Source organism: Chryseobacterium sp. KLBC 52 (assembly GCF_003347605.1).
GTDB lineage: Bacteria > Bacteroidota > Bacteroidia > Flavobacteriales > Weeksellaceae > Chryseobacterium.
In genome coordinates this window covers 152,040-174,889 of record NZ_QDFZ01000002.1, presented here as the reverse complement: position 1 = coordinate 174,889, position 22,850 = coordinate 152,040, and the positions used below count along the sequence as shown (strand labels likewise).

Annotated in this window: 16 protein-coding genes; 9 read left to right on the top strand and 7 right to left on the bottom strand. The window is 35.9% G+C overall.

All coding sequences use genetic code 11. From position 1 onward, the window contains the following. Nucleotides 1-216 precede the first annotated feature (216 nt). A complete protein-coding gene (locus DDF69_RS02340; RefSeq protein WP_228411909.1) occupies nucleotides 217-1,185 on the top strand; it encodes a sensor histidine kinase in 969 nt (322 codons plus the stop codon). After that, the gene (locus tag DDF69_RS02335) at nucleotides 1,178-1,876 is read left to right on the top strand and encodes a LytR/AlgR family response regulator transcription factor (RefSeq protein ID WP_114819364.1); all 699 of its coding nucleotides are present in this window, start codon (nucleotides 1,178-1,180) and stop codon (nucleotides 1,874-1,876) included. Before DDF69_RS02340 ends, DDF69_RS02335 begins: the two co-directional genes overlap by 8 nt. Before the next feature lie 157 nt (nucleotides 1,877-2,033). Here the strand turns inward: DDF69_RS02335 and DDF69_RS22375 are convergent, their stop codons facing one another. The 4 genes from DDF69_RS22375 to DDF69_RS02320 all read right to left on the bottom strand — a co-directional run bounded on the left by DDF69_RS22375 (nucleotide 2,034) and on the right by DDF69_RS02320 (nucleotide 5,850). After that, on the bottom strand, nucleotides 2,034-2,168 hold the full coding sequence (locus tag DDF69_RS22375; RefSeq protein ID WP_262497574.1) for a hypothetical protein: 135 nt from the start codon (nucleotides 2,166-2,168) through the stop codon (nucleotides 2,034-2,036). Between the two features lie 234 nt (nucleotides 2,169-2,402). Then, nucleotides 2,403-2,540, bottom strand: coding sequence for a hypothetical protein (locus DDF69_RS22160; RefSeq protein ID WP_185144305.1), 138 nt, complete (start codon nucleotides 2,538-2,540; stop codon nucleotides 2,403-2,405). Nucleotides 2,541-2,816: 276 nt separating this feature from the next. After that, the gene (locus DDF69_RS02325) at nucleotides 2,817-5,204 is read right to left on the bottom strand and encodes a M1 family metallopeptidase (RefSeq protein WP_114819362.1); all 2,388 of its coding nucleotides are present in this window, start codon (nucleotides 5,202-5,204) and stop codon (nucleotides 2,817-2,819) included. 67 nt (nucleotides 5,205-5,271) lie between these two features. Continuing rightward, nucleotides 5,272-5,850: a HupE/UreJ family protein gene (locus tag DDF69_RS02320; RefSeq protein WP_047435205.1), complete on the bottom strand. Its 579-nt coding sequence runs from the start codon at nucleotides 5,848-5,850 to the stop codon at nucleotides 5,272-5,274. Nucleotides 5,851-6,001: 151 nt separating this feature from the next. Here DDF69_RS02320 and DDF69_RS02315 point away from each other — a divergent pair, with 151 nt between their 5' ends. The 3 genes from DDF69_RS02315 to DDF69_RS02300 all read left to right on the top strand — a co-directional run bounded on the left by DDF69_RS02315 (nucleotide 6,002) and on the right by DDF69_RS02300 (nucleotide 12,109). Next, entirely contained in the window at nucleotides 6,002-9,220 is a 3,219-nt protein-coding gene (locus DDF69_RS02315; RefSeq protein WP_114819361.1) for a S8/S53 family peptidase, read from the top strand. A gap of 78 nt (nucleotides 9,221-9,298) precedes the next feature. Continuing rightward, nucleotides 9,299-9,814: a DUF6702 family protein gene (locus tag DDF69_RS02310; protein WP_114819360.1), complete on the top strand. Its 516-nt coding sequence runs from the start codon at nucleotides 9,299-9,301 to the stop codon at nucleotides 9,812-9,814. Nucleotides 9,815-10,330: 516 nt separating this feature from the next. Then, complete coding sequence (locus tag DDF69_RS02300) at nucleotides 10,331-12,109, top strand: hypothetical protein (protein WP_162800854.1); 1,779 nt, start codon at nucleotides 10,331-10,333, stop codon at nucleotides 12,107-12,109. 136 nt (nucleotides 12,110-12,245) lie between these two features. Here the strand turns inward: DDF69_RS02300 and DDF69_RS02295 are convergent, their stop codons facing one another. Then, nucleotides 12,246-12,839, bottom strand: a complete 594-nt coding sequence (locus tag DDF69_RS02295) for an ACP phosphodiesterase (protein WP_114819357.1) — start codon at nucleotides 12,837-12,839, stop codon at nucleotides 12,246-12,248. A gap of 132 nt (nucleotides 12,840-12,971) precedes the next feature. Beyond that, the gene (gene radA / locus DDF69_RS02290; RefSeq protein ID WP_047435193.1) at nucleotides 12,972-14,321 is read right to left on the bottom strand and encodes a DNA repair protein RadA; all 1,350 of its coding nucleotides are present in this window, start codon (nucleotides 14,319-14,321) and stop codon (nucleotides 12,972-12,974) included. Between the two features lie 140 nt (nucleotides 14,322-14,461). On the opposite strand from radA, the gene DDF69_RS02285 reads away from it, so the two are divergent. The 3 genes from DDF69_RS02285 to yidC all read left to right on the top strand — a co-directional run bounded on the left by DDF69_RS02285 (nucleotide 14,462) and on the right by yidC (nucleotide 18,843). Next, nucleotides 14,462-15,031, top strand: a complete 570-nt coding sequence (locus DDF69_RS02285) for a YceI family protein (protein WP_114819356.1) — start codon at nucleotides 14,462-14,464, stop codon at nucleotides 15,029-15,031. 226 nt (nucleotides 15,032-15,257) lie between these two features. Then, on the top strand, nucleotides 15,258-16,865 hold the full coding sequence (locus tag DDF69_RS02280; protein ID WP_079243182.1) for a CTP synthase: 1,608 nt from the start codon (nucleotides 15,258-15,260) through the stop codon (nucleotides 16,863-16,865). A gap of 178 nt (nucleotides 16,866-17,043) precedes the next feature. Further along, nucleotides 17,044-18,843: a membrane protein insertase YidC gene (gene yidC, locus DDF69_RS02275; protein WP_114819355.1), complete on the top strand. Its 1,800-nt coding sequence runs from the start codon at nucleotides 17,044-17,046 to the stop codon at nucleotides 18,841-18,843. 132 nt (nucleotides 18,844-18,975) lie between these two features. Here yidC and DDF69_RS02270 read toward each other — a convergent pair whose 3' ends face one another. Further along, a complete protein-coding gene (locus DDF69_RS02270; RefSeq protein WP_114819354.1) occupies nucleotides 18,976-19,560 on the bottom strand; it encodes a ribonuclease HII in 585 nt (194 codons plus the stop codon). Nucleotides 19,561-19,856: 296 nt separating this feature from the next. On the opposite strand from DDF69_RS02270, the gene DDF69_RS02265 reads away from it, so the two are divergent. Continuing rightward, on the top strand, nucleotides 19,857-22,838 hold the full coding sequence (locus tag DDF69_RS02265) for a SusC/RagA family TonB-linked outer membrane protein (protein ID WP_114819353.1): 2,982 nt from the start codon (nucleotides 19,857-19,859) through the stop codon (nucleotides 22,836-22,838). The last annotated feature ends 12 nt before the right edge of the window (nucleotides 22,839-22,850 follow it).

The following is a 22,850-nucleotide window of genomic DNA, read 5'->3' as shown; positions in this document are numbered from 1 at the left end:
TTTTCTCAACGAACTGCATTTTGAGACAAAAAGATATTTATATTTGATGCGTTTCAAAATAAGGTATGGACTATGTTTTTAATCATTAATTTTATTATTATATTATTGATTATCAGGATTTTATTTAGTGGTAAGATTCTGGATAGCCTTATGAAGTACCGCTGGAAATTTTTGTTGAGGTTTCAGCATATTTTTTTCCTTTTTATCTTCATTTTGATGACTTATTTCACCGAAAACTACTTCCTGGATTCAAATCAGTTGGTGATAAGTATTATTTTGAATACAATTTTCAATGTGGGGATTTATTATCTGGTGTACTATTACCTTGTTCCCAGATTTTATTTATCGAATAAGTATCCGGAGTTTATTCTCTATGCTTTAATCCTTTTTTTGGGGTCCAGTCTTTTCAGGATTCTTTGGGAACCTGCCGTTTTTCAAATGGATTTCAGTGGAGAAGGTTATCATGTCGGGTTTCTGTATAATGTGTATATCTCACAGGGAATCATCATTCTTGTAGGTTCTTTTTTGGGAATTACCAAAGACAAATTTTTAATAGAACAGGATGTGATTAGTCTTGGAGAAGAGAAAGATCAGCTTTATCTTGATTTGCTGAAGTCTAAACTGAATCCTCATTTTTTGTTGAATACGCTTAATAATATATATGCCAATAGTTTTACCCATTCGGAGAAAACATCGGATTCTATTTTGCAGCTGAGCAAACTTCTGAAATATATTATTTATGACAGTGGAAAAGAAAAAGTTACCGTTTCTCAGGAGTTTTCTTCCCTGAAAGCGCTTGCTGCGTTGTATCAGCTTAAATATAATAACCAGCTTGATATTGTGATGGATATTGAAGATCAGGAAGAATTTGACATTGCTGAAATTCCATCTGCTATACTTCTTACTTTATTTGAAAATGCTTTAAAACATTCAGCGATTGGAGAAGATGCTCACGCTTTTATAAAATTATTCTGTCATATTGAGCGCTCTGAACTGTATTTTGAAATTATTAATTCTGTCGGGAAAGATAGAACTCTTGTCGCTGAATCTGATTATCACGGATTGGGTAATGAAGCAATTATTCATATATTGGAAAAATTTTATCCTGATCAGTATGAATTTTATTCCGGACCGAAAGAAAATGATCAATATAAAATTGCTTTAACAATTACTATTAATGGCTAATCTGACTATCGTTAATGTGGATGATGAATATCCTGCATTGCAGCTTGTAAAACAATATTGCGATCAGCTTGAAGAGGTTGAATTGCTGGCTTCATTTCAGAAACCGGAAGAAGCACTGGCATTTCTGAAAGTCAATAAAGTAGATCTTGTTGTTTTCGATATCAATATGCCTGGGATCAATGGAGTAGAACTTTTGCAGCAACTTCCCGATCCGCCGCTGTGTATTTTTCTTACACTGGAGACAAAATATGCAGTGAAAGCCTTTGAACTGGATGTTGTTCATTATCTTATCAAACCTGTGGATTTTGATACATTTAAAAAAGCAGTCAATAAAGCAAGGGATTTTGTTCAGTTTAAAAGCTCAGCCAGCATCCGGCAGCAAGAAGACTTTATTATGTTCAAATCCAATTATGTGATGAATAAAGTCTTTCTTAAAGACATTCTTTGGATACAGGGATTCGGGGAGTATATTGTGTTGATGACCCCGTTGAAAAAGTATATGATTCTGGAGAGAATGTCCAATTTTGAAGAGAAGTTTCAACATTTCGGATTTATCAGAATTCATAAGTCTTATATTGTATTATCAGAACATATCAATTCGTATAATTCCAGCCATGTTTTTTTGAAAAATGGTGATGAGCTTCCTTTGGGAAGAACCTATAAAAAGAATGTAAAAGAACATTTAAGTTAAAAAGAGGTTGTTCCAAAGTGTCATTCTGAACGAAATAAAATGAAGTGAAGAATCTTATATGGTTAGAAGTAAGATTCTTCCTTCGTCAGAATGACAAAAGTCAAATTATTTAACCTTTGAGACAGCCTCTTTTTTTAGTTGTTATCTAAGGATTGAACTATGGGCAATATTGTCCAGGTCCGATCCACAGGATACATTGTCCTTTGTAATTGTACTCACAGCAAACACGTCCTGCTGCTCCGCCATTGATAGATTTCTGAGCATCTCTGCTTAATAATTTAGCGTTTTTCATAGTTAATAATATTTTGTTTGTACGTTCCTGAGCATTTAAAGTCAATCAGGATTTTGACATTTGGTGTAAAAGAAGTGAATCAAAGATACTGTTTTTCCTTATTTAGTGATATAATTTTATTGTATTTTTTTAATAAAATTTTGATAATCAGATAATAATGACAATGAGTTGTGGATATAAACAGAAAAAACCGGAAATTTCCGGCTTTTTCAAGATTGTTATCAGATGACAGAACTAAGGACAATTTTGTCCTGGTCCGATCCATAAAGTACATTTTCCGTTATCGTCGCGTTCGCAGCAAACGAGTCTGGCAGCAAGTCCGCCATCGATGGTTTTCTGAGCATCTCTGCTTAGTAGTTTGGCATTTTTCATAGTTAAAATATTTTGATAGGTACGTCCTGAACATTTAAAGTCAATCAGGTTTTTGACATTTGGTGTTTATGTGATTCAAATATAAATATTTTTAAGTCAGGTTGTTATGCTTTTTTTTAGGTGAAAAACAGGTGTTGTTTTCTTAATGGATTCCTGAATTTTTGGATACACAGATTATAAGCAAAAAAAAACACTACTTCGTAGTAAAAAGTAATCCTTATGATCTTTTAATACGAAGTAGTGGTGTATTTGTTAAAAGTTACAACAGATTGGGTTCTAACTCTTTCCTGCTGCCTGCATTGGGTTAACCTTTCCGGTTGAGCCTCCTCTTACAGAACCTCCTCCCTGTTTTTGTTTGAAAAGCTGGAATTTTGAAGTTTCATTTGCTGCTCCGGCATTGCTCCAGAAGTTATTGCTTGTATCAATATCAGCAGTCTCCCTCATTGGATCCAGCTGAATAGATTTCAATTTCTTATCAAAATAATACGTCTTGGAAACTTTTTGTTCGTTCAGCCTCCAGATTTGTGCAGCAGATTTATCATACAATTTTGATCCGTCTTCAAACGTGAATTCAAGAATGATTGGCATTACCAGACCGCCTTTGTTCACAAAATCGATCTGATATCCTGTAATATTTTTGAATTTCTCTTTATCCTTTGCATCTAAAGGAAGACCTGATTCTGTTTTGATGGTGTATTGCTTATTATTATCAATCTTTTCCTGACCTCTGTCATATCTGTAATAGAAATCCTGAAGATCTTTATCACCATCTACATAGAATTTGATATTCTTATCTTCTCTGTTTCTGATTTTTGAAAGATCTTCAAAACTATTTACCAATGGTTTTTCAACCTGATATTTTACTTCTGCAGCAGCTTTAGGATCACTCTCAAGATCAGGAACAGCAACCGTTACTTTATCAATCGCAATATCTACAGGATCTGTACCGTAGAACCAGCCTCTCCAGAACCAGTCAAGGTCTTCACCGCTGGCATCTTCCATGGTACGGAATAAATCCGCAGGTTCAGGATGCTTGAATGCCCATCTTTTAGCATAGGTTTTAAAAGCTTTGTCGAAAAGCTCTCTTCCCATGATCGTTTCGCGAAGAATATTCAGTCCTGTAGCAGGTTTTGAATAGGCATTCGGCCCATACTGAACAATATTTTCAGAGTTACTCATGATAGGTTCCAGCTGATCTTTCGGGAGTTTCATATAATCTACGATCGTCCATGCCGGTCCTCTTTTGGATGGGAATTTATTATCCCACTTTTCTTCTGTAAGATATTCTGTAAAAGTATTCAGACCTTCGTCCATCCATGCCCATTGTCTTTCATCAGAATTGATGATCATAGGGAAGAAGTTGTGCCCAACTTCGTGGATGATAACTCCGATCATTCCGTTTTTGGTCCCTTCAGAATAGGTTCCGTCTTTCTCGGTTCTTCCGAAGTTGAAACAGATCATTGGATATTCCATTCCGTTCGCTGCTTCTACAGACTGTGCTACCGGATATGGATAAGGAATAGTAAATTCTGAATAGGTTTTAATGGTATGGGCTACCGCTTTTGTAGAAAACTTTCTGTAAAGACCGTAAGATTCTTTTGGATAGAAACTCATTGCCATTACTTTATTGTTGTTTTCAGGAATGGTTACACGCATTCCGTCCCACACAAACTTTCTGGAAGAAGTCCATGCAAAATCACGAACATCTTTCGCTTCGAAAACCCATGTCTTTCTTTGTTTTGAATGATTTTTCTCCGCTTTTTTAGCTTCATCCAACGTTACAATTTCGATAGGCTCAGCTGCGTTTTCAGCTTTTCTGTATCTTGACAGCTGATCAGTTGTCAACACCTGATCGTAATTTTTACATTCTCCTGTTCCACCAACAATATGATCTGAAGGTACATTTACGGAAACCTTAAAGTCTCCGAAAACCAATGCAAATTCACCTCTTCCGGTAAACTGATGATTCTGCCAGCCCTGAAAGTCACTATATACGCACATTCTTGGATACCATTGCGTTATTGTATACAGATCATTGCCGTCTTCAGGGAAGTTTTCATAACCACCGCGGCCTCCCATTTTGATTCTGTTGGGAATATTGTAGTTCCAGTCTACTTTGAAAATGAATTTTTCACCCTTTTTCAAAACTTTGGGAAGATCAATACGCATCATGGTCTTGTTAACGGTATATTTCAGGGGAGTTCCTGAAACATCGGTTACTTTCTCAAGACTTACTCCATAGCCGTTATCTTTTACAGGAAGCTCAGAAACTTTAAGCTGCTGGTCTGTTGTTGAAGAATGAAGTACAGATGAAGTATCATATCCTGCATTTCTAATGCTGGAATGCTCGTTTTCATCAAGCTGGAGCCAGATATAATCCAGATCATCTGGAGAATTGTTGTAATAAGTCACCGTTTCGGAACCTTTCAGATTTCTCTTATCCTCATCCAGATAAGCGGTGATGTTATAATCGGCTCTGTTCTGCCAGTATCCGTGACCGGGAGCTCCTGAAGCCGTTCTGTAGATGTTGGGTGTTGGTAGAATAGTTCCCAGCTGCTCAAACCTGTTACCATGATTGCTGCCTGGGTTATTCTGAATATTTTGTGCGGTGAAACCTGTATATGCAAATACAGAAAGTGAAAGTATAACAACTTTTAGTTTCATAACCGAAATGATTTTTTAATGATCAAAGATAGTAATTACCTGTTGAATTAATGAGAATATTTAACTTTTAAAAAGGAATTCTTTCCAAAGTCATTTTTAAGGATAAAGCAAATACCCCGGAAGAAACAAAGAGTATCCAGTCTTTTTTATTCACTTTGAAAAGGTTGAGTGAAATAAACAGGATGATTAAAATGGCAGCAACAATGACAATCTGGCCAAGTTCCAAACCAATATTAAACCCTAGGAGAGGTAAAGCAATACTTTGGCTTTTAGCAATCATTACTCTTGCCGTGTTGGCGAATCCCATTCCATGAACAAGACCGAAGATCAGTGCAAGATAATAGTTGGCCCGCATCAAAGTCTGTTTCTGATTTTTCATGATAATATTATCCAGTGAAGTCAGAACAATGGTTAAAGGAATTAAAAACTCTACCCAATCAGAAGGAACTCTGAAAACATCCAGAATACTTAAAGCTAATGTAATAGAATGCCCAATGGTGAACGCAGTCACAAGAATCAGGATTTTTTTCCAGTCACTGTAAGAGTAAACTGCAATCAAAGCTAAAACAAAAAGCTGATGATCAAGGGCATCCAGAGAAATAATATGTTCCCATCCAAGGTTTAAATAAAAAAGAAAATCCTGCATTTTGATTAAAAAATTTTATATTTTGAATATATTGTTAAATTGTTGTTGATTTTATTATTTGATTTAATTTTTACGCTTAATGTTTGTTAATATTTTATATTATTTCTTTTTTAAATAAAAATTGTATAATTGTACTGATTAAAAATGAAATATGGATATTAAAAAATTATTTTTTACAAATGTAAACATTTCACATGGAGGAGCGAAGCTTCTTAGAAATGCTACAGCAGCCTTTTTGGGATTGTATTCCTACGCTTTTTACGGGCAGGTACAGAAACTGGATTCCCGGTTTGATATTTTACTGAAAAATAAAGAAAGTATTGCTAACGGAAGAGCTGTAAAAGAACTGGAACGTCCTGATATGAAACTTGACCAGCACCTGGTAGTGACTTCAAAAGGAGCGCAGACTATGTATTCATGTATTGTTTATACTAAAGAGCCTGAAAAATTAAAAGCAGACGGATTTCTTATACAAAGCCAGTTTCCTGCTTTTTCCACAGCTTTAGTTTCTATTGAAGATATTGAAAGACTGACTCAGCTTCCGTATGTAACCTCTGTAATGGGACCTGAGTTTGACGAACTTCATAATGACGTGAGTCGTGCTCAGTCCGGAGCAAGTCTTTTGCAGGATGGTGTTTTCAATAACACAGCTTATAATGGAACAGGAGTGTTAGTAGGAATTTATGACAGTGGAATAGACTGGAAACACCCCGATTTCAGAAAAGCTGATGATCAGACCAAAAGCAGAATTGTTTCCATCTGGGATCAGACATTGACTGCTCAGGCGGGCGAAACCGCCCCGGTAGGGTTTGCTACTGGTGTGGAATACACAAAAGCACAGATCGAAGATGAACTGGATGGTACACCCGCAGGTTTTGTTCGTGAAAATGATACCAATGGCCATGGTACCCATGTTTCAGGTACTGCAGCCGGAAATGGTTCCGCTTTTACCGATAAAAGACATAAAGGGTTTTCATCTGATGCAGATATTGTTTTTGTGAAAGGAGGAAACGGATCTTTTCCTACAACAAATACCATTAATGCTTTAACCTATTTTAAAAATGTGGCAACGGCACTCAATAAACCTATTGTTGTCAATATGAGTATCGGTGGCCAGAGCAGTGCTCACGACGGCACCTCCAGCCATGAAGTAGCGGTTAATAGCTTTACCACTTCAGGAGCGGGAAGAGTTGTTGTTATTTCGGCAGGTAATGATTACGGAGCTAATCTTCACAGAAAAGTTGATATTGCCGCTAATGCTTCTCAGACTTATAATTTTACGGTGGCCAGTAATACTTCGTCAGCTACAGTATTTTCATTTATAATGTATGCCAACGATAACACACCTGTTACGGCAAAGCTAACTACTCCCGATGGCCAGCAATATACTCAGAACATAAGCACCACTACAGCTCACAGTATTCTGGGAGGAGGACTTACAGCAACAATGTATAACTATTGGAGCAATGACAACAACAAAAGATATGTTCAGCTGGTAATTACCAGAACTTCAGGAACCACCAATGTTCAGGGGAATTATACATTGGAAATTACCAATAACGGCACACAGCAGATCACAGCCCACGGTTGGCTGTATAGTCAGGGAGTGCAAACCACCTTACAAAACGGGGATAATGAATATATTGTGGGAAGTCCGGGAAATGCTTCCAATGCGATTACAGTAGCTTCATACATGGGAAGAGCCAGTTGGTACAGCGGAACAAGTGGTTATTTTACCCTTACTCCACAGGAATCCATCTCATCGTTTAGTTCGCAGGGGCCAAGAGTAGATGGTGTCCAGAAACCAGATATTGCAGCTTCAGGGCAGAATGTCATTTCTTCCAGATCGGCTGATTCTGCTCCTGGCGCAACGGATATTATTGCAGGAACCAATTATTATGTGAAAAACCAGGGAACAAGCATGTCTTCACCGGGGGTAGCAGGAGCTGTCGGGTTATTGCTTCAGGCTAATCCTACATTGACGGCAGCACAGGTTAAAGCCCGTCTTACAGCTAATGCAAGAGTGGATGGGGCAACAGGAACCGTTCCAAATATGAGATGGGGGTATGGTAAACTAGATATTTATAAAGCAGTTACTGATGAATTAGGATGTGTGAAATCTAATTTTGAGACTGTAGGGTATGATGAACCATACATTATTGCTAATACAGAATCTAATTATTACTTTGATAATATTGCGCTGGCAGTAAGGTATACGCCCACATTAACAGGGAAGTTGGGAGGTTTTTCATTTTTAACAGGGACTTCACTGCCTTCAGATATTCCGGTTGATATTCAAATCAGAAAAGTCGATGCCAATGGAAACCCCGGAGATATTATAGCGACTAAAACCATTACTTCATGGCTTAATAACGTTCAGAGATTTACCTGGAATTATGTGAATCTTTCAGATCTGAATGTACAAATGGTAACCGGAAAAGAATTTTATATTGTCGTAAACGGATTGGGAGGAAGAATTGCCATGAAAGCCGAGAATGCTGTATTGAATAACAGATCTAAAACTTCTACAGATGGTACAACGTGGACTTCAAGAACATTTGATTTGAAAATGAGAGCTGTAGTCTATGAAAACATTGCTGAAGTAAAGAACTTAGCCACTTCCAACCAAACGAAAGCCAGTACAGTGGCCAATGGTTATAACTATTTTACAAATGCATGTCAGCTTATCTCAAGACTAGAAAAACAAACGGCCAGTACGGTAACAGGAAATGTTACCTCAAAGGTATGGGTAGATAATGCACAGCCCAATTATGTAGCCAGAAGATATGAAATCAATTCGGATGCAAATACTGCTACTGCAACCGGAAAAGTAACTTTATATTTTAAACAGAGTGATTTCGATGCGTATAATCTCACCAATGGAGTGAAATTACCTACTTCTCCTTCTGATGTTGCGAATAAAGCGAATCTTCTTATTGAAAAATACACGGGAACAAGTACTACGGGAACAATTGCTTCTTTTGGAGGAACCGCCACAGTTATTACACCTGATATTGCAGATATTATCTGGAATGACACCTATCAATATTGGGAAGTGAGCTTTCAGACAACAGGTTTCGGTGGTTATTTTGTTAAAACAGGAGCAACATTAGGGACAGCCGATGTAAAAATGAATTCAGAAGTGAATATCACTCCGAATCCTGCTAAGGACTTTGTTAATGTGACGCTGGGCAGATATTCTAAAGGAACGGTAACCATTTATGATGTTTCAGGAAAATTGATTAAAACGGTCAATGTGAATGTCAATTCAGGTAAAATTGATGTGTCAGAGCTGGTAAGAGGTACCTATCTGTTTACTATTGCACTGGATGATAACACAAAAGTTACTAAAAAAGTAATGAAGCAATAATCTTATTAATCTATGATCATAAAAAGCAGCAGTTTTTATAATTGCTGCTTTTTTTATATTTGCTGTAAAATAAGATTCATGTCAGGTAAATTTTTTTGGAGTTTTCTTTTACTATTAACAGTGGCTTTTCAGAGTTTTACGGAGCGTGAAGCTTTTCACCCCTATCACGTAGGCTCTGTAGAAATTAATTATAATTCAAAATCCAGAACATTTGAAGTGACAGGACGGTTTTTTCTTGATGATATGGAAAATGGTCTGGGAAAAAAATATGGAGGCGCTTTTCATTTTAATGACGAAAAATACAAAGCTAAATTGAATGATGCGCTGCAAAAATATTGTTCAGAATATTTTAAACTAAAAGCTGATAGCAAATTTTTGAAGGTAAACTATATCGGTTATGAAGAAGACCAGGAATCTGTAAATGTGTTTATGGAATCGGAACCTGTAGCTGTCCCGAAAAAAGTAGAAACTGCCGTAAGTTTTCTGTATAATCTCTTTGATGATCAGATCAACATTGTGCATATTATTGTGAACGGACACAGGAACAGTGAAAAGTTGTCGTACCCCAATCGGTATATGTTTAAAACATTTTAATTTTTTTATATTAGGATAAGCTAGCAAAGCAGTAATTCATATTACTGCTTTATTTTTTCTTCACTATTTTCTAACAGAAATAGGATTAAATAAATCACTTCATATCGACTAATTTTTTTTCGTTATTAAATTGATAAAATGTTAAAATTTAATTATTAACATTTTATTTTGTTATATTTTTAATATTTTAACTATTTTTATGGAATATTTGCGATTATTGATTAATTTTTGAAATTTAATTTATATATTATTGTATGTTTTTTAATATTATTTTAATAATTTATTACTGTTTTTTTTGAGTTATAATAATTAAATCAATTTTAATATGAAGTGAAATACATTTATTATCTATTCCTTTTACCAATTACAATTTTCTATAGTCAAAACTGATCAGACAATAGTCCACCCAAACTTTACTCTAATTTTTTGATTTTTTCGGATGAAACCCTTTAAATGTTCATGTTTCATCAAAGCAAATCAAAAATTATCCAAATTATTAAACAACTTAATATGAAAATGAAAAGAAAGAACATTACACTAACACTACTATCAATAAGTAGTTTTGTTTTTGCACAAGTAGGGATTAATACAGCTAATCCAACTGCAACATTGGATATTACAGCAAAAAATCCAACAGGAACTTCTAATGCTGTAGATGGCTTTTTAGTAACCCGCGTAGACAGATTGAGAGCCCAAAGCATGACAGCAATTCCAACTTCTACAATGATCTATGTGAATAGTGTGGGAAATGGCTCACAAGCTGGAAATGCAGTAAATATTGATGCTGTAGGCTATTATTATTATAACGGTTCAGCATGGGTTAAGCTTCATAATCCAGGAAATGCCATTGATACTAATATTTATAATACCAATGGAACGTTAACCGGAAATAGAACGGTAACCCAGGGAAGTAACACATTGGCTTTTACTGCAAATGCCACAAATGCTTTTTCTGTGAACGGTAATAACTTTTCAGTAGATGCACTTAACAGAAGAGTAGGAATAGGGACGGCTGCCCCCTCCAGTTTTTTATCCGTACTAAATCCGGTCGCTGGAAATGTAACAGATATTTTGTCTGCAGGGATTGATAATTGTGGGGCTCCCTGTGGTCAGGCAACTCCAAGAAATATTACCCTATACAACAATAATGTCACTAATACCTTATTTGGAGGAATTGAATTTATTCCTTCAACAAGCCCTTCTGGTATTACAGGAGCATCGATTATAGGAATAGACAGGGATGCCGCAAATAATTATGCAGGATTACAGGTTTTCACAAGAAATGCTACAGATTATGCTGCAAGAATGACGATAAAGTCTTCAGGAAATGTGGGAATTGGAACAGCTGTTCCCGATACAAAGTTAGATGTTCAGTCTGCAGGAACACCTGCCGTTCCGGTAGCAGCTATAAAAATTGTAGACGGAAATCAATCTAACGGATATGTCCTTACTTCTGATGCTGCAGGGGTAGGAACCTGGAAAGCTATTCCTGCAACAAGTTCCGTTAATATCTATAATACAGATGGAACTTTAACCGGAAACCGTGCCGTAACACAAGGAAGTAATACGCTTGCTTTTACGGGAACAGCTGTAAATGCTTTTTCTGTAGACGGTACTACTTTATCGGTAGATGCTGCGAATGATAGAGTAGGAGTGGGAACTGCGGCTCCTACCAACAAACTACATATTAATGGCACAGATCCTTTACGTTTACAGGGAACCACAACTGGAAATACAACCACAGACCCACTTATGGTGTTGGATGCTACCGGTGTTGTGAAAACCATTGGTACACTTGGAGCATTATCTATTCCAAATCCAGCTCTTTTCAGACTGGAAACAGCTCAGGCCGATTTCCTTAATGGTTTTGCAGCAGGAAGTTTATCCGTTGTTCCAATGACTGCTATAAAGAATTCAATCTCAGGGATGAGCTATAATGCAGCTACCAGTACTATTACATTTCCGGCAGGAACTTATCAGATCACTTTTGTATATGAAGCGCTTCATAACAATGATAACGGAACTACAGTAGAGGCTGATAAATGTAGAAACAGCTCATACATTGTTGATTTTCCTACAGGAGTTTCCGGTACTCAAAGGATTCATAGTACAGCCTACCATAATTCAGGTATTTTATCCAATCACGGAGGTGCTATCACTTATTCTACTACGGTTCCAGCCGGAAGAACCTGGCCTATTCGTCTGGGAAGAGGGCAGTCCGGAAACTGTTCAGGTACCGGGATGACTCTTGCGGCAGCTTCCACTCAGCTCTTAGTATTCAGAATTGGAGACTAATATTATTATGAAAGAACTTTAATAGAAAAGTGTTCCCAAAAGCTTTTCTATAAAGTATTCAGGCATAAAAAATTCTAATAACACAAATTTATAGAACACTTATCTTTTATTATAAGGTAAGTGTTTTTATTTTAAACTAATTGTCCAGTTGTAAAAGAGCATTAATTCCCTTTACATGGGTTAAAAGATCAGGAAAAAAATCGTCATAACACTGCTGAAGATGGTCTTTGTTCTTCAAAAAAGCTTCAAAAACAGGAATATCTTTATCCAGATATTTCGCTTTATTCAGTACATTCTGAATACTGAATTTAATTCCCCAGTCTTCACGGTAATTATAAAGCCAGTCGTCGTGTTCCATTTTCACCAGCATCTTTTTAAAGTTTTCAGGTAGCCACTGTTCATGGGCATTTAAAACACGATAAACCTTAAGGGAATGCGCTTTCCATTCTGCCAGAGAATGCAGAGAAAGGTCTTTCGCTACAAAATGATCCATCGAGACATCTACAAATGCTCCGGCATAAAGTCTTACCAAAGGAGCGTATACCTTTTTGGCTTCATGAATAGCAGGATGGGAGTCTGTAAAAGTATCAATTGCTCTATGAAGGGTAATTCCGTCCTGAATATCTTTCGGGAAAGTAAAACGATCTCTGTTACGGATAAAGTCTTCAAGAAACTGCCCCACGATCTGACCGTCGGTAAAAGAAAGAAAAGAATGCGCCAGATAATTCATAATTTAAAGGTATGAATTAAATGTGAATGTTTGATAATAGTGAATTGTGAATAGTCAATACGCTTCGCTTGTGAATTTTTTATCCCCATTCTGATTGACGATTGACTTGCGCAGCAAAATTCACCATTCCCATTAGAAAAGCCTCTCATGAAAATCTTCAATCTTACTCACTTCTTCAATCTTGATTCCGAATTTTCTTTTCGGGATTTTATTAAGGTTGGAAACAAATATTTTTTCATAACCCAATTTTTCCGCTTCAGTAATTCTCTGTTCAATCTGGGCTACCGGACGGATTTCACCACTCAGACCAATTTCTCCGGCAAAACAGTAATGTTCAGAAATAGCAATGTCTTCGTTGGATGAAAGAACAGAAGCAATCACTGCAAGATCCAGTGCCGGATCATCTGTTTTTATTCCTCCGGTAATATTCAGGAAGACGTCTTTGGCACCCAATTGAAAACCAGCTCTTTTTTCCAGTACGGCCAAAAGCATATTCAGTCTTTTGGAATCAAAACCGGTGCAGCTTCTTTGAGGAGTACCATAAACAGCTGTACTTACCAGCGCCTGAATCTCCAGAAGCATAGGTCGGTTTCCTTCAAGGGTTACCGCCACAGAGTTTCCGGAAAGTTCTTCAAATTTCTTGGTGATCAGAATTTCAGAAGGGTTTTTAATCTCTTTCAATCCTTGTGAGATCATTTCATAAATTCCAATCTCTGAAGTAGAACCAAAACGGTTTTTATTAGCTCTTAATAATCTGAAAAGGTGATTTCGGTCTCCGTCAAAATTCAGAACAACATCTACCATATGCTCCAGAACCTTTGGTCCGGCAATCTGTCCGTCTTTGGTAATGTGTCCTACAAGAAATACCGGAGTATTATTTTCTTTGGCATATTTAATGATTTCATTGGAGCATTCCCGGATTTGGGATACGGTCCCCGGAGAGCTTTCTATCAGCTGAGACTGCAGGGTCTGGATAGAGTCGATGATCATGAAATCCGGCTCCAGTTTTTTGGCCTCATGAAGAATTTTTTCCAATGATGTTTCCGTGAAAAGGAAACAGTTCGGGTTTTGAATATCGGTAAGTCTGTCTGCTCTCATTTTAATCTGAGAAGCACTTTCTTCACCAGAAACGTAGAAGATTTTCTTCTTCATTTTCAAAGCCAGCTGAAGGAGCAGAGTAGATTTCCCGATGCCCGGTTCACCACCAATCAGAGTCACAGAACCCAAAACAATTCCTCCTCCTAAAACACGGTTCAGTTCTTCGGAAGGGGTTTTTATTCTCGGCTCTTCACTGGTTTCCACTTCAACAATATTGATAACATGTTGTTTCGTTTTTGAAAAAGGAGGAGTTTTGTGAGAAGGTTTTTCTACCACCTCTTCTACTAAAGTGTTCCATTCTCCACAATTTTTACATTGCCCCAGCCATTGAGGATACTGGGTTCCGCAGTTTTGACAGAAATATGCTGTTTTCAGTTTTGCCATACTGCGAAGTTATAAAAAAAGCATTTTTCTTTCAGAATGTAAATGGATTTAATATTAAAAACTAATCTATGAATGGTAGGAATATCTTTCATATCTTAGCTTCATTCAATTAAAATATATTAATGTAAAATATAATTACAATGAAAAAAGTATTTTTATCTTTCGCATTTACGCTTTTAAGTATTGTTGCTTTTGCACAGGGAAGCTGGCAGGTGGACCAGATGCATTCATCAATCAACTTTAATATCAAGCACATGGGAATCAGTTTTGTGCAGGGAAGATTTGATAAATTTGACGGGAAAGCAGCCACTGGTAGTGCTAACCTGGATAATGCCGATTTGAACTTTTCTATCAGTGTTCCTTCTATTAATACAGGAGTGGATATGAGAGACAGGCATCTTATCAGTGAAGAATTTTTCGATGTTGCTAAATATCCTACGATTGAATTTAAAAGTTCTTCCGTTACAAAAGATAAAAACAACAATTATATTGTAAAAGGGAAACTGACGATGAAGGGCGTGGAAAAAGAAATCACTGCTCCGCTTACGTTTGGAGGAATTACAAAAAATAAGGATGGAAAAGAGATAATGGGGATCCACACAAAATTTACCGTGAATCGTCTGGATTATGGAATCAAATATGATCCTTCAGGAGCCGGAATCGCGAAAGATGTTGAAGTAACAGCTTACTTTGAATTGACGAAGCTGTAATATTATAGAATATGAACTATAAAAAGGTTTTCCATGTGAGTGGAAAACCTTTTTTGCTGATAGACGAAAATCCTTTTGGTTATAGCTTTGTTTCATTTGTTTATATCAATATTAATAAAAATTTTTATCTGGTTTTATAGTTGTTTGAAGGGTGTTTTACTATTTTCAAAATCTAAAAGATTGCTTTGTATTTCTTTTTCCCCTAACTTTGCACAAACCTAATCTAATGAGTAAAAAGAATACAAAGTACATCTTTGTGACAGGAGGTGTAACTTCATCTTTGGGAAAGGGAATCGTTTCTGCTTCTCTGGGACTTCTACTAAAATCACGCGGCTTTAATGTAACGATCCAAAAATTAGATCCTTATATCAATATCGACCCAGGAACTTTGAATCCTTATGAGCACGGAGAGTGTTATGTGACTGAAGATGGTGCAGAGACGGATCTGGATTTAGGCCACTACGAGCGTTACCTTGATGCTCCTACATCCCAAAACAACAACGTTACTACAGGAAAAATCTACCAGACTGTAATTGAAAAAGAAAGAAAAGGAGATTTCCTTGGAAAAACAGTTCAGGTAATTCCTCATATTACTAACGAAATCAAACGTAGAATTAAAATCCTTTCAAAACAGAACTACGATATCATCATTACTGAGATCGGTGGAACTGTCGGGGATATTGAATCTTTACCCTACATTGAAACTGTTCGACAGTTGAAATGGGAATTGGGAGAGAGCAATTCTATGGTGATTCACCTTACTTTATTGCCTTATCTGGCTTCAAGTGGAGAATTGAAAACAAAACCATCCCAGCACTCCGTTCGTCAGTTGATGGAAAGCGGAATTATGGCGGATGTTTTAGTTTGTAGAACAGAACATAAAATTCCTAAAGATCAGAGAGCAAAATTAGCTCAGTTCTGTAATGTTCCTTTAGATAACGTTATCGAATGTAAAGATCTTGAAACCATCTATGAAGTTCCAATGTATCTTCAGAAGCAAAATTTTGATGATGTAGTTTTGAAAGAGCTGGATCTGAAAAGTGATAAAGATGCTGATCTTAAAGACTGGAAGAGTTTCCTTAAAAAATTCCAGAACCCTAAGAAAACTGTTGAAATTGCATTGGTTGGAAAATATGTTTCTCTTCAGGATTCGTACATTTCTATTGCTGAAGCATTCAAACATGCAGGAGCTGACCTTGAAACTGAAGTAAAAGTAAGATGGGTATACAGTGGAGATATTACGGAAGAAAATATCAAAGATACACTGAAAGGTGTGAATGGTATTCTTGTAGCTCCAGGTTTCGGAGACAGAGGAATTGAAGGAAAAGTTCTTACTGCAAAATATGCAAGAGAAAATAAAATTCCAATGTTGGGAATCTGTTTAGGAATGCAGATTATGACGATTGAATTTGCAAGAAATGTTTTAGGACATACCAAAGCAAACTCTATGGAATTTGATACCGCTACTCCTGATCCTGTAATTTCTTTGATGGAAGAACAGAAAAATGTAGTAGATAAAGGAGGAACAATGCGTCTTGGTGCATGGAAGTGTACGTTGAAAAACGGATCTAAATTAAACGATATCTACGGAACCAAAAATATTTCTGAAAGACACCGTCACCGTTATGAATTCAACAGTGATTATCTTCAGGAATTTGAAAAGAATGGTTTCCTTGCTACAGGTACCAACCCTGAAACAGGTTTGGTAGAAGCGCTGGAACTTCCTGATCATCCATTCTATGTGGGAGTTCAGTATCACCCGGAATATAAGAGTACGGTAGCAACACCGCATCCTTTATTCAGAGCGTTTATTAAAGCTTGCGAAAAGAAATAAGGTAAAATTTTATCATAAACGTCTACATATAAACTCAGGCTGAGAATAATCAGCCTGAGTTTATTATATAGTAACAACGTAAAGCATAGAGTTTTGATAAAAAAACAGTATTTTTGTCAGCTCAAATTACGTACACCCGTACGTATATTTTAAATTTAAAATTTTAATATAAAATAAAATGCAACAAAACAACGGAATCGATAAGAAGCAAATGATTAGTTTCGCGGTTTTATGCCTTGTTCTCTTCGGTTTTATGTTCTACTTCCAGAACAAACAAACGAAAGAAGCGGAGTTGAAAGCTCAGGAGCAAAAAACGGAACAGGCTAAAAATGCCGTAAAGCAAACTCAGGCAAATAATATCAATCCAAATGTAACTCCTAATGCAATCCAAACGGCAAGCCTTGGAAATAATGAATTGAAACTTGAATTTTCAAGCTTAGGAGGACAGGTTTCCAAAGTAGAGCTTTTAAAATATAAAGCCTACAATCACAAAACAGACAATGCAGATCAGCCACTTTATCTGATCACTAAAAATAACTCAAACTACGGTTTTCAGTTTAAAGATAAAACAGGGAAGATTGTTAATACTAAAGATTTAGTTTTCTTACCTACTGTTAATGGAAATGCGGTAACCTTAACTGCAGATTATAATGGTGCTGTTATTCAATTCATTTACACACTGCTTCCAAAATATACTCTTGATTTTAAAGTAAGAACTCAGGGTCTTTCTAAAATTACTTCTGATAACAAAGCAGATTTCATTTGGGATTATAATGTAAGAAACCTGGAAAAGGGTAGAGCTCAGGAGCAGTCTCACTCCGAGTTTTCTTATGCTTTCAATAATTATAAAGACTATGATTATGATGGAAGAACCACAATGGAAGAGGAAAAAGAAACCCTTAACTGGATTGGTGTAAAGCAGCAGTTTTTCTCTTCAGTAATTGAAGCTAAAAACGGATTTACTCAAAATAAAGGAAACCAGGAAAATGTTGAAGAAGGAGAATATCTGAAGAAATTCAACTATGAAGGTTTCGTTCAGATGACTGGAAGTGAGCTGAACCAGGATTTCACATGGTATTTTATGCCATTGGATTTACCATTGCTTAAATCTTACGATAAGAATTTTGACGAAATCCTTCCGTTAGGTTGGTCATTCATCGGAGCAATGAACCGTTATTTCTTCATGTGGCTATACAGTATTATTGCTGCGTGGGGATTATCAGCAGGTTGGGTAATTTTTGTAATGACAATCATTGTGAAACTGATCCTTTCACCAATTATGTATAAGCAGCACAAGCTAAGTGCAATGATGAAGGTGATCCGTCCTGAAATTGATGAGGTAAATGCTAAATTCAAGGATGCAGACCCGATGAAGAAACAGCAGGCAACGATGGAGGTTTACAGAAAAGCAGGAGTAAATCAGATGGCGGGATGTTTACCGGCATTAGTTCAGATTCCAATCTTCTATGCTTTATTCCGTTTCTTCCCGAACTTTATTGATCTTAGAGGACAAGGGTTCTGGTTTGCAAAAGACTTGACGGCGTATGATGATTTGATCAAACTTCCGTTTAAGGTTCCTTTCCTTGGAGACCACTTAAGTATTTTCGCTTTAGCCTGTACAGTTGTTATTTTGATTTATACTGTTATGACTTCAGGAAACATGCAGCAGCCTCAACAGGAAGGAATGCCAAATATGAAGGTGTTAATGTATATCTTCCCGATTACATTCCTATTTTTCCTTAATACTTCGGCTTCTGGTCTTTCATGGTACTATTTTGTATCGAATGCAATTAACATCTTAATCATCCTTGTTATTAAGTACGTGATTCTGGATGAGAAAAAAATCCATGCTCAGATTCAGTCTAATAAGGAAAAACCGAAAGCAGAAGGTAAATTCCAGAAGAGAATGAGAGAGATGATGGAGAAGGCTCAGGAGCAGCAAAAAACTCAGGAACAACAGAGAAATAAGAAGAAATAAATTTCTTAATGATAAGTTAAAAAGAGAAGCAATTATTCAATTGCTTCTCTTTTTTTATGGGGTATTTTATTTAGAAAGATTTTAAATTTCTAATGGATGTCTACGAATTTAATAATTGAAAATGAGTGCTTTTCAATCATATTTAAGCCTGAAAGATTGTCTGTGATGAGGTGTTGGACCGTATTTTATAAGGGCTTCCTGGTGTTTTTTTGTAGCATAGCCAAAATTGGTGTCCCAGCCATATTCAGGATGTTCTTCATGAAGTTGAATCATAAGCTGATCCCTGTAGTTTTTAGCAAGAATAGAGGCTGCAGCAATGGATAAAACTTTAGAATCTCCCTTAATAATACATTGATGCGGGATGTAGTTATAAGGATGGAATTTATTACCATCCACCAAAATAAGTTCCGGAGTTATTGTAAGTTGATCCAGCGCACGGTGCATGGCGTGAATACTTGCGTTGAGGATATTATATTCATCAATAAAGGAAGGCGGCAGTTCTGCGATAGCATAGTTTTTCACATTATCTTTGATGTAGCTATCCAATTCCATACGAGTTTTGAACGTTAGTTTTTTTGAATCATTAACCAGATTTTGTTTGAAATCATCATCCAAAATTACCGCTGCCGCTACCACCGGACCACTTAAACATCCTCTTCCTACTTCATCACATCCAGCTTCGATGTAAAGGTTCGACCAGTTTTTTATTAGCTCCATAAATTGTTTCTGTCAATGCAAAAATATAAAATTTTGTAGGAAATGATTTTCTATGTTTCTTATTATTTTCACTGTTGTAAAGAGTATAATTCATTGTTTTTATTTTTTTTTGTTGAATTTGTTAATTGATTGTATTTTTCATATTGATGAAATAAAAGAAGTTTCTTTGATAAGTTGTTAGTTTTTGACTGTTTTTAAAATGGTTACTTTTGTTAATTATAAAACTTTAACATTTTTTTTGGTTATTTTAAGAAAGTTTCACATATTTGTAATCTGTAAAAATAATTGAATTTGATATGAAGAAATTAACTGCGAGTGTTTTCGCGGTTGTACTATCGTCATCATTTGTGATGATGTCAGCCCAAAACACAAAAGATACTCTAAAAACCAAAAATATTGAGGAGATCGTTGTCACTGGAGCCTTAGGGATTAAAAAGAAACAAGACGCTGTTACGGCAGCCAGTCAGGTTGTAGGAACTAAGGAACTTAATGCAGCATCAAATCCAAATGCTGTTCAGTCATTGACAGGTAAAGTTGCAGGTTTGCAAATTACAACAACGAATGTGGGAGTAAACTCGAGTAATAGAATTGTATTAAGAGGTACTCGTTCTATAACAAGTGACAATCAAGCTCTTATTGTTATAGATAATGTGATTTCTTCCTCAGCTGTATTTCAACAACTACCTCCTGATGCCATTGAAAATGTGAATGTTATTAAAGGACTTCAGGGAGCTGCTTTATATGGTTCTCAAGGGGTAAATGGGGTTATTGTTGTTACAACAAAAAAAGGAAGTAATAATCAAAAAATTCAGTTCAATCTTACTTCATCGGTTGAACTTTCTTCTGTTTATAAATTGCCAAAAATCCAGACTAAGTATGGGCAAGGTGTTCAGGACGAAACTTTTAGCAGTGTAGATTATAATGGAACCAACCATGTGCCTTGGGAGAATACCTCTTGGGGACCTGCTTTTGATGATCCGAATATTGGAGGGCAATATGTAGAAACTGGTTTGCCACAAGCAGACGGAAAGTTTCTTTTTGCAAAATATTCGCCAGTTAAAGACCATTTTGCAAAATTCTTTAAAACGGGGGTTACTTTTCAGAATGGAATATCTATGAATGTTGGTGGATCTGATGCCTATGCTTATCTTAATTTAAACAGAATGAGCAGTGATTTCATGGTCGAAGGAGATCAAATGCTTAAGAATTCATTTCTATTTAAGGCAGGTAAGAAGTTTGGCAAATTTAGAATAGATGGTGATATTAACTATATTTACAGGTCTACTACTGAGACGAGTCATGATCTATATGGAGAAATGTTACAAATGCCTAGCAATATTGATATTAGAAATTATAGAAATTCTGGATTAGAAGGTAACTATAGTGTTTATGCATTGAACCCATACTGGACAATTCAAAATGAAAGATATAATGCCAAGACTAATTTTATTTCAACAATTATAGGTCTTCAATATGAATTTAATGATCATATTAATGTGACATATAAAGGAGGTTTGCAGAATACGATGGGAGATTTTGATAATTATAATAATGGTTTCAAATTTACTCGTCAGTATAATGGTACAGGAACAGGAATAGACGGAACCTATTTTTCTGACTATGGAACAGGTGATGTTACCTCTCTGTTTAGACAGAGTCTTTCTAAAACTTCAAATTATTATGGGGACTTATTAGTAAACTTCGATTATAATTTAACGGATAATATCGTATTAAAGCTTAATACGGGTATTAATACTCAGGATAATAATTATAGAATTAACGAGGTTGGAGGTGAAAACCTTAAAATAGCCAAATGGTATAATTATGCAAATGTTTTGAATCCATATTTGGCTTACCAGTTAAATAATTACCAACTAAGAAGCCGTGTATTTGCAGTATTAGGGAACTTAGATTTGTCATATAAAAATTATTTATATTTGAATGGTACTTATAGACAAGAGTGGAACTCTGTTTTTTCCGTTCGTCCAACAGGTACTTATGAGCAGGATTTACGAAGCTATGGGTATTTTTCTGCCGGTCTAAGTTTTATACCTACTAATGCTTTCGAAAGCCTAAAAGGAGATATATTGAATTATGCAAAAATATCTCTATCCTACACAAGTGTAGGAAACGCACCAATAGCAGCTTATGCTGTAGACCAGATTGGATCATTCCCTACAGGCTATCCATTTGGAACCAATACTGCTTATATTGCTAATCAAAACCCTACCTCAGAACTTATACGACCTGAAAATGTTTATACAAAAGAAGCAAACTTGTATTTGGGCTTCTTTAAAGATCGATTGACTTTAACAGGTTCTTATTCTCAGTCAGATACAAAAAGGTTGATTACTCGTGTAACATCTAGTTCAACTACAGGTTTAGCAAGTCTTCAGAATAATTTTGGAAGAATGGTTAATAATACATATGAGCTTGAGTTAGGAATTACGCCAATTAAAAGTAAAGATATAGAATTAAACATTCGTGGATTTTATTCCTCTTCAATAGCTAGAATTAAAGAGTTGCCAGAAGGAGTGGATGAGGTGAATTTATTAAGTTATTCAACTCCTGGTGTTGGTATTTTTGCAATTAAAGGTGAAAAAATGCCAATGATAAAAGGAACGAAATACCAGAGAGATCCCAATGGAAATATTATTGTTGACTCAAATGGAAACCCTTTAACAACATCTACTTTTGAAATTTTAGGAAAAGCAAATCCAGACTATATTTTAGGAATGAACCTTAATTTCAGAATTAAAGGCTTTACTCTTTCTGGTACTATGGATTACAGAAAAGGTGCAAGCTTTATTTCAATGTCTAAAAGGCTGTTGATGTTTACTGGTGCAGATCCTATGACTGCTGATTATGATAGAAGTAAAGGTTATGTTATACCTAATTCTGTGCAGCTTGTTAATGGAAATTACGTTACTAATAATACTCCTGTAGGAAATACTCCGGAATATGGAGGTGCGGTGTCTTATTTTACAGGTGCAGGAAGAAATATTGGTGAAAATCTTGTTGTTGATGGAACGGCATTAAAAGTAAGAGAAATAGCTTTAAGCTATAGTTTACCAAAATCACTTTTAGCATCCACTTTTGTCAATTCTGCTACTTTAGGGGTTTTTGCAAGAAATCCATTTATAAAATATGCAGATAATAATTTGAATTATAATGATCCGGAAACAGCTTCCGGTAATGGTAATGCTAATGGAATAGCATTAGATACACAATATCCGAATTATAGAACATTTGGATTTAACTTAAATGTAACTTTTTAATTGGACGAGAAT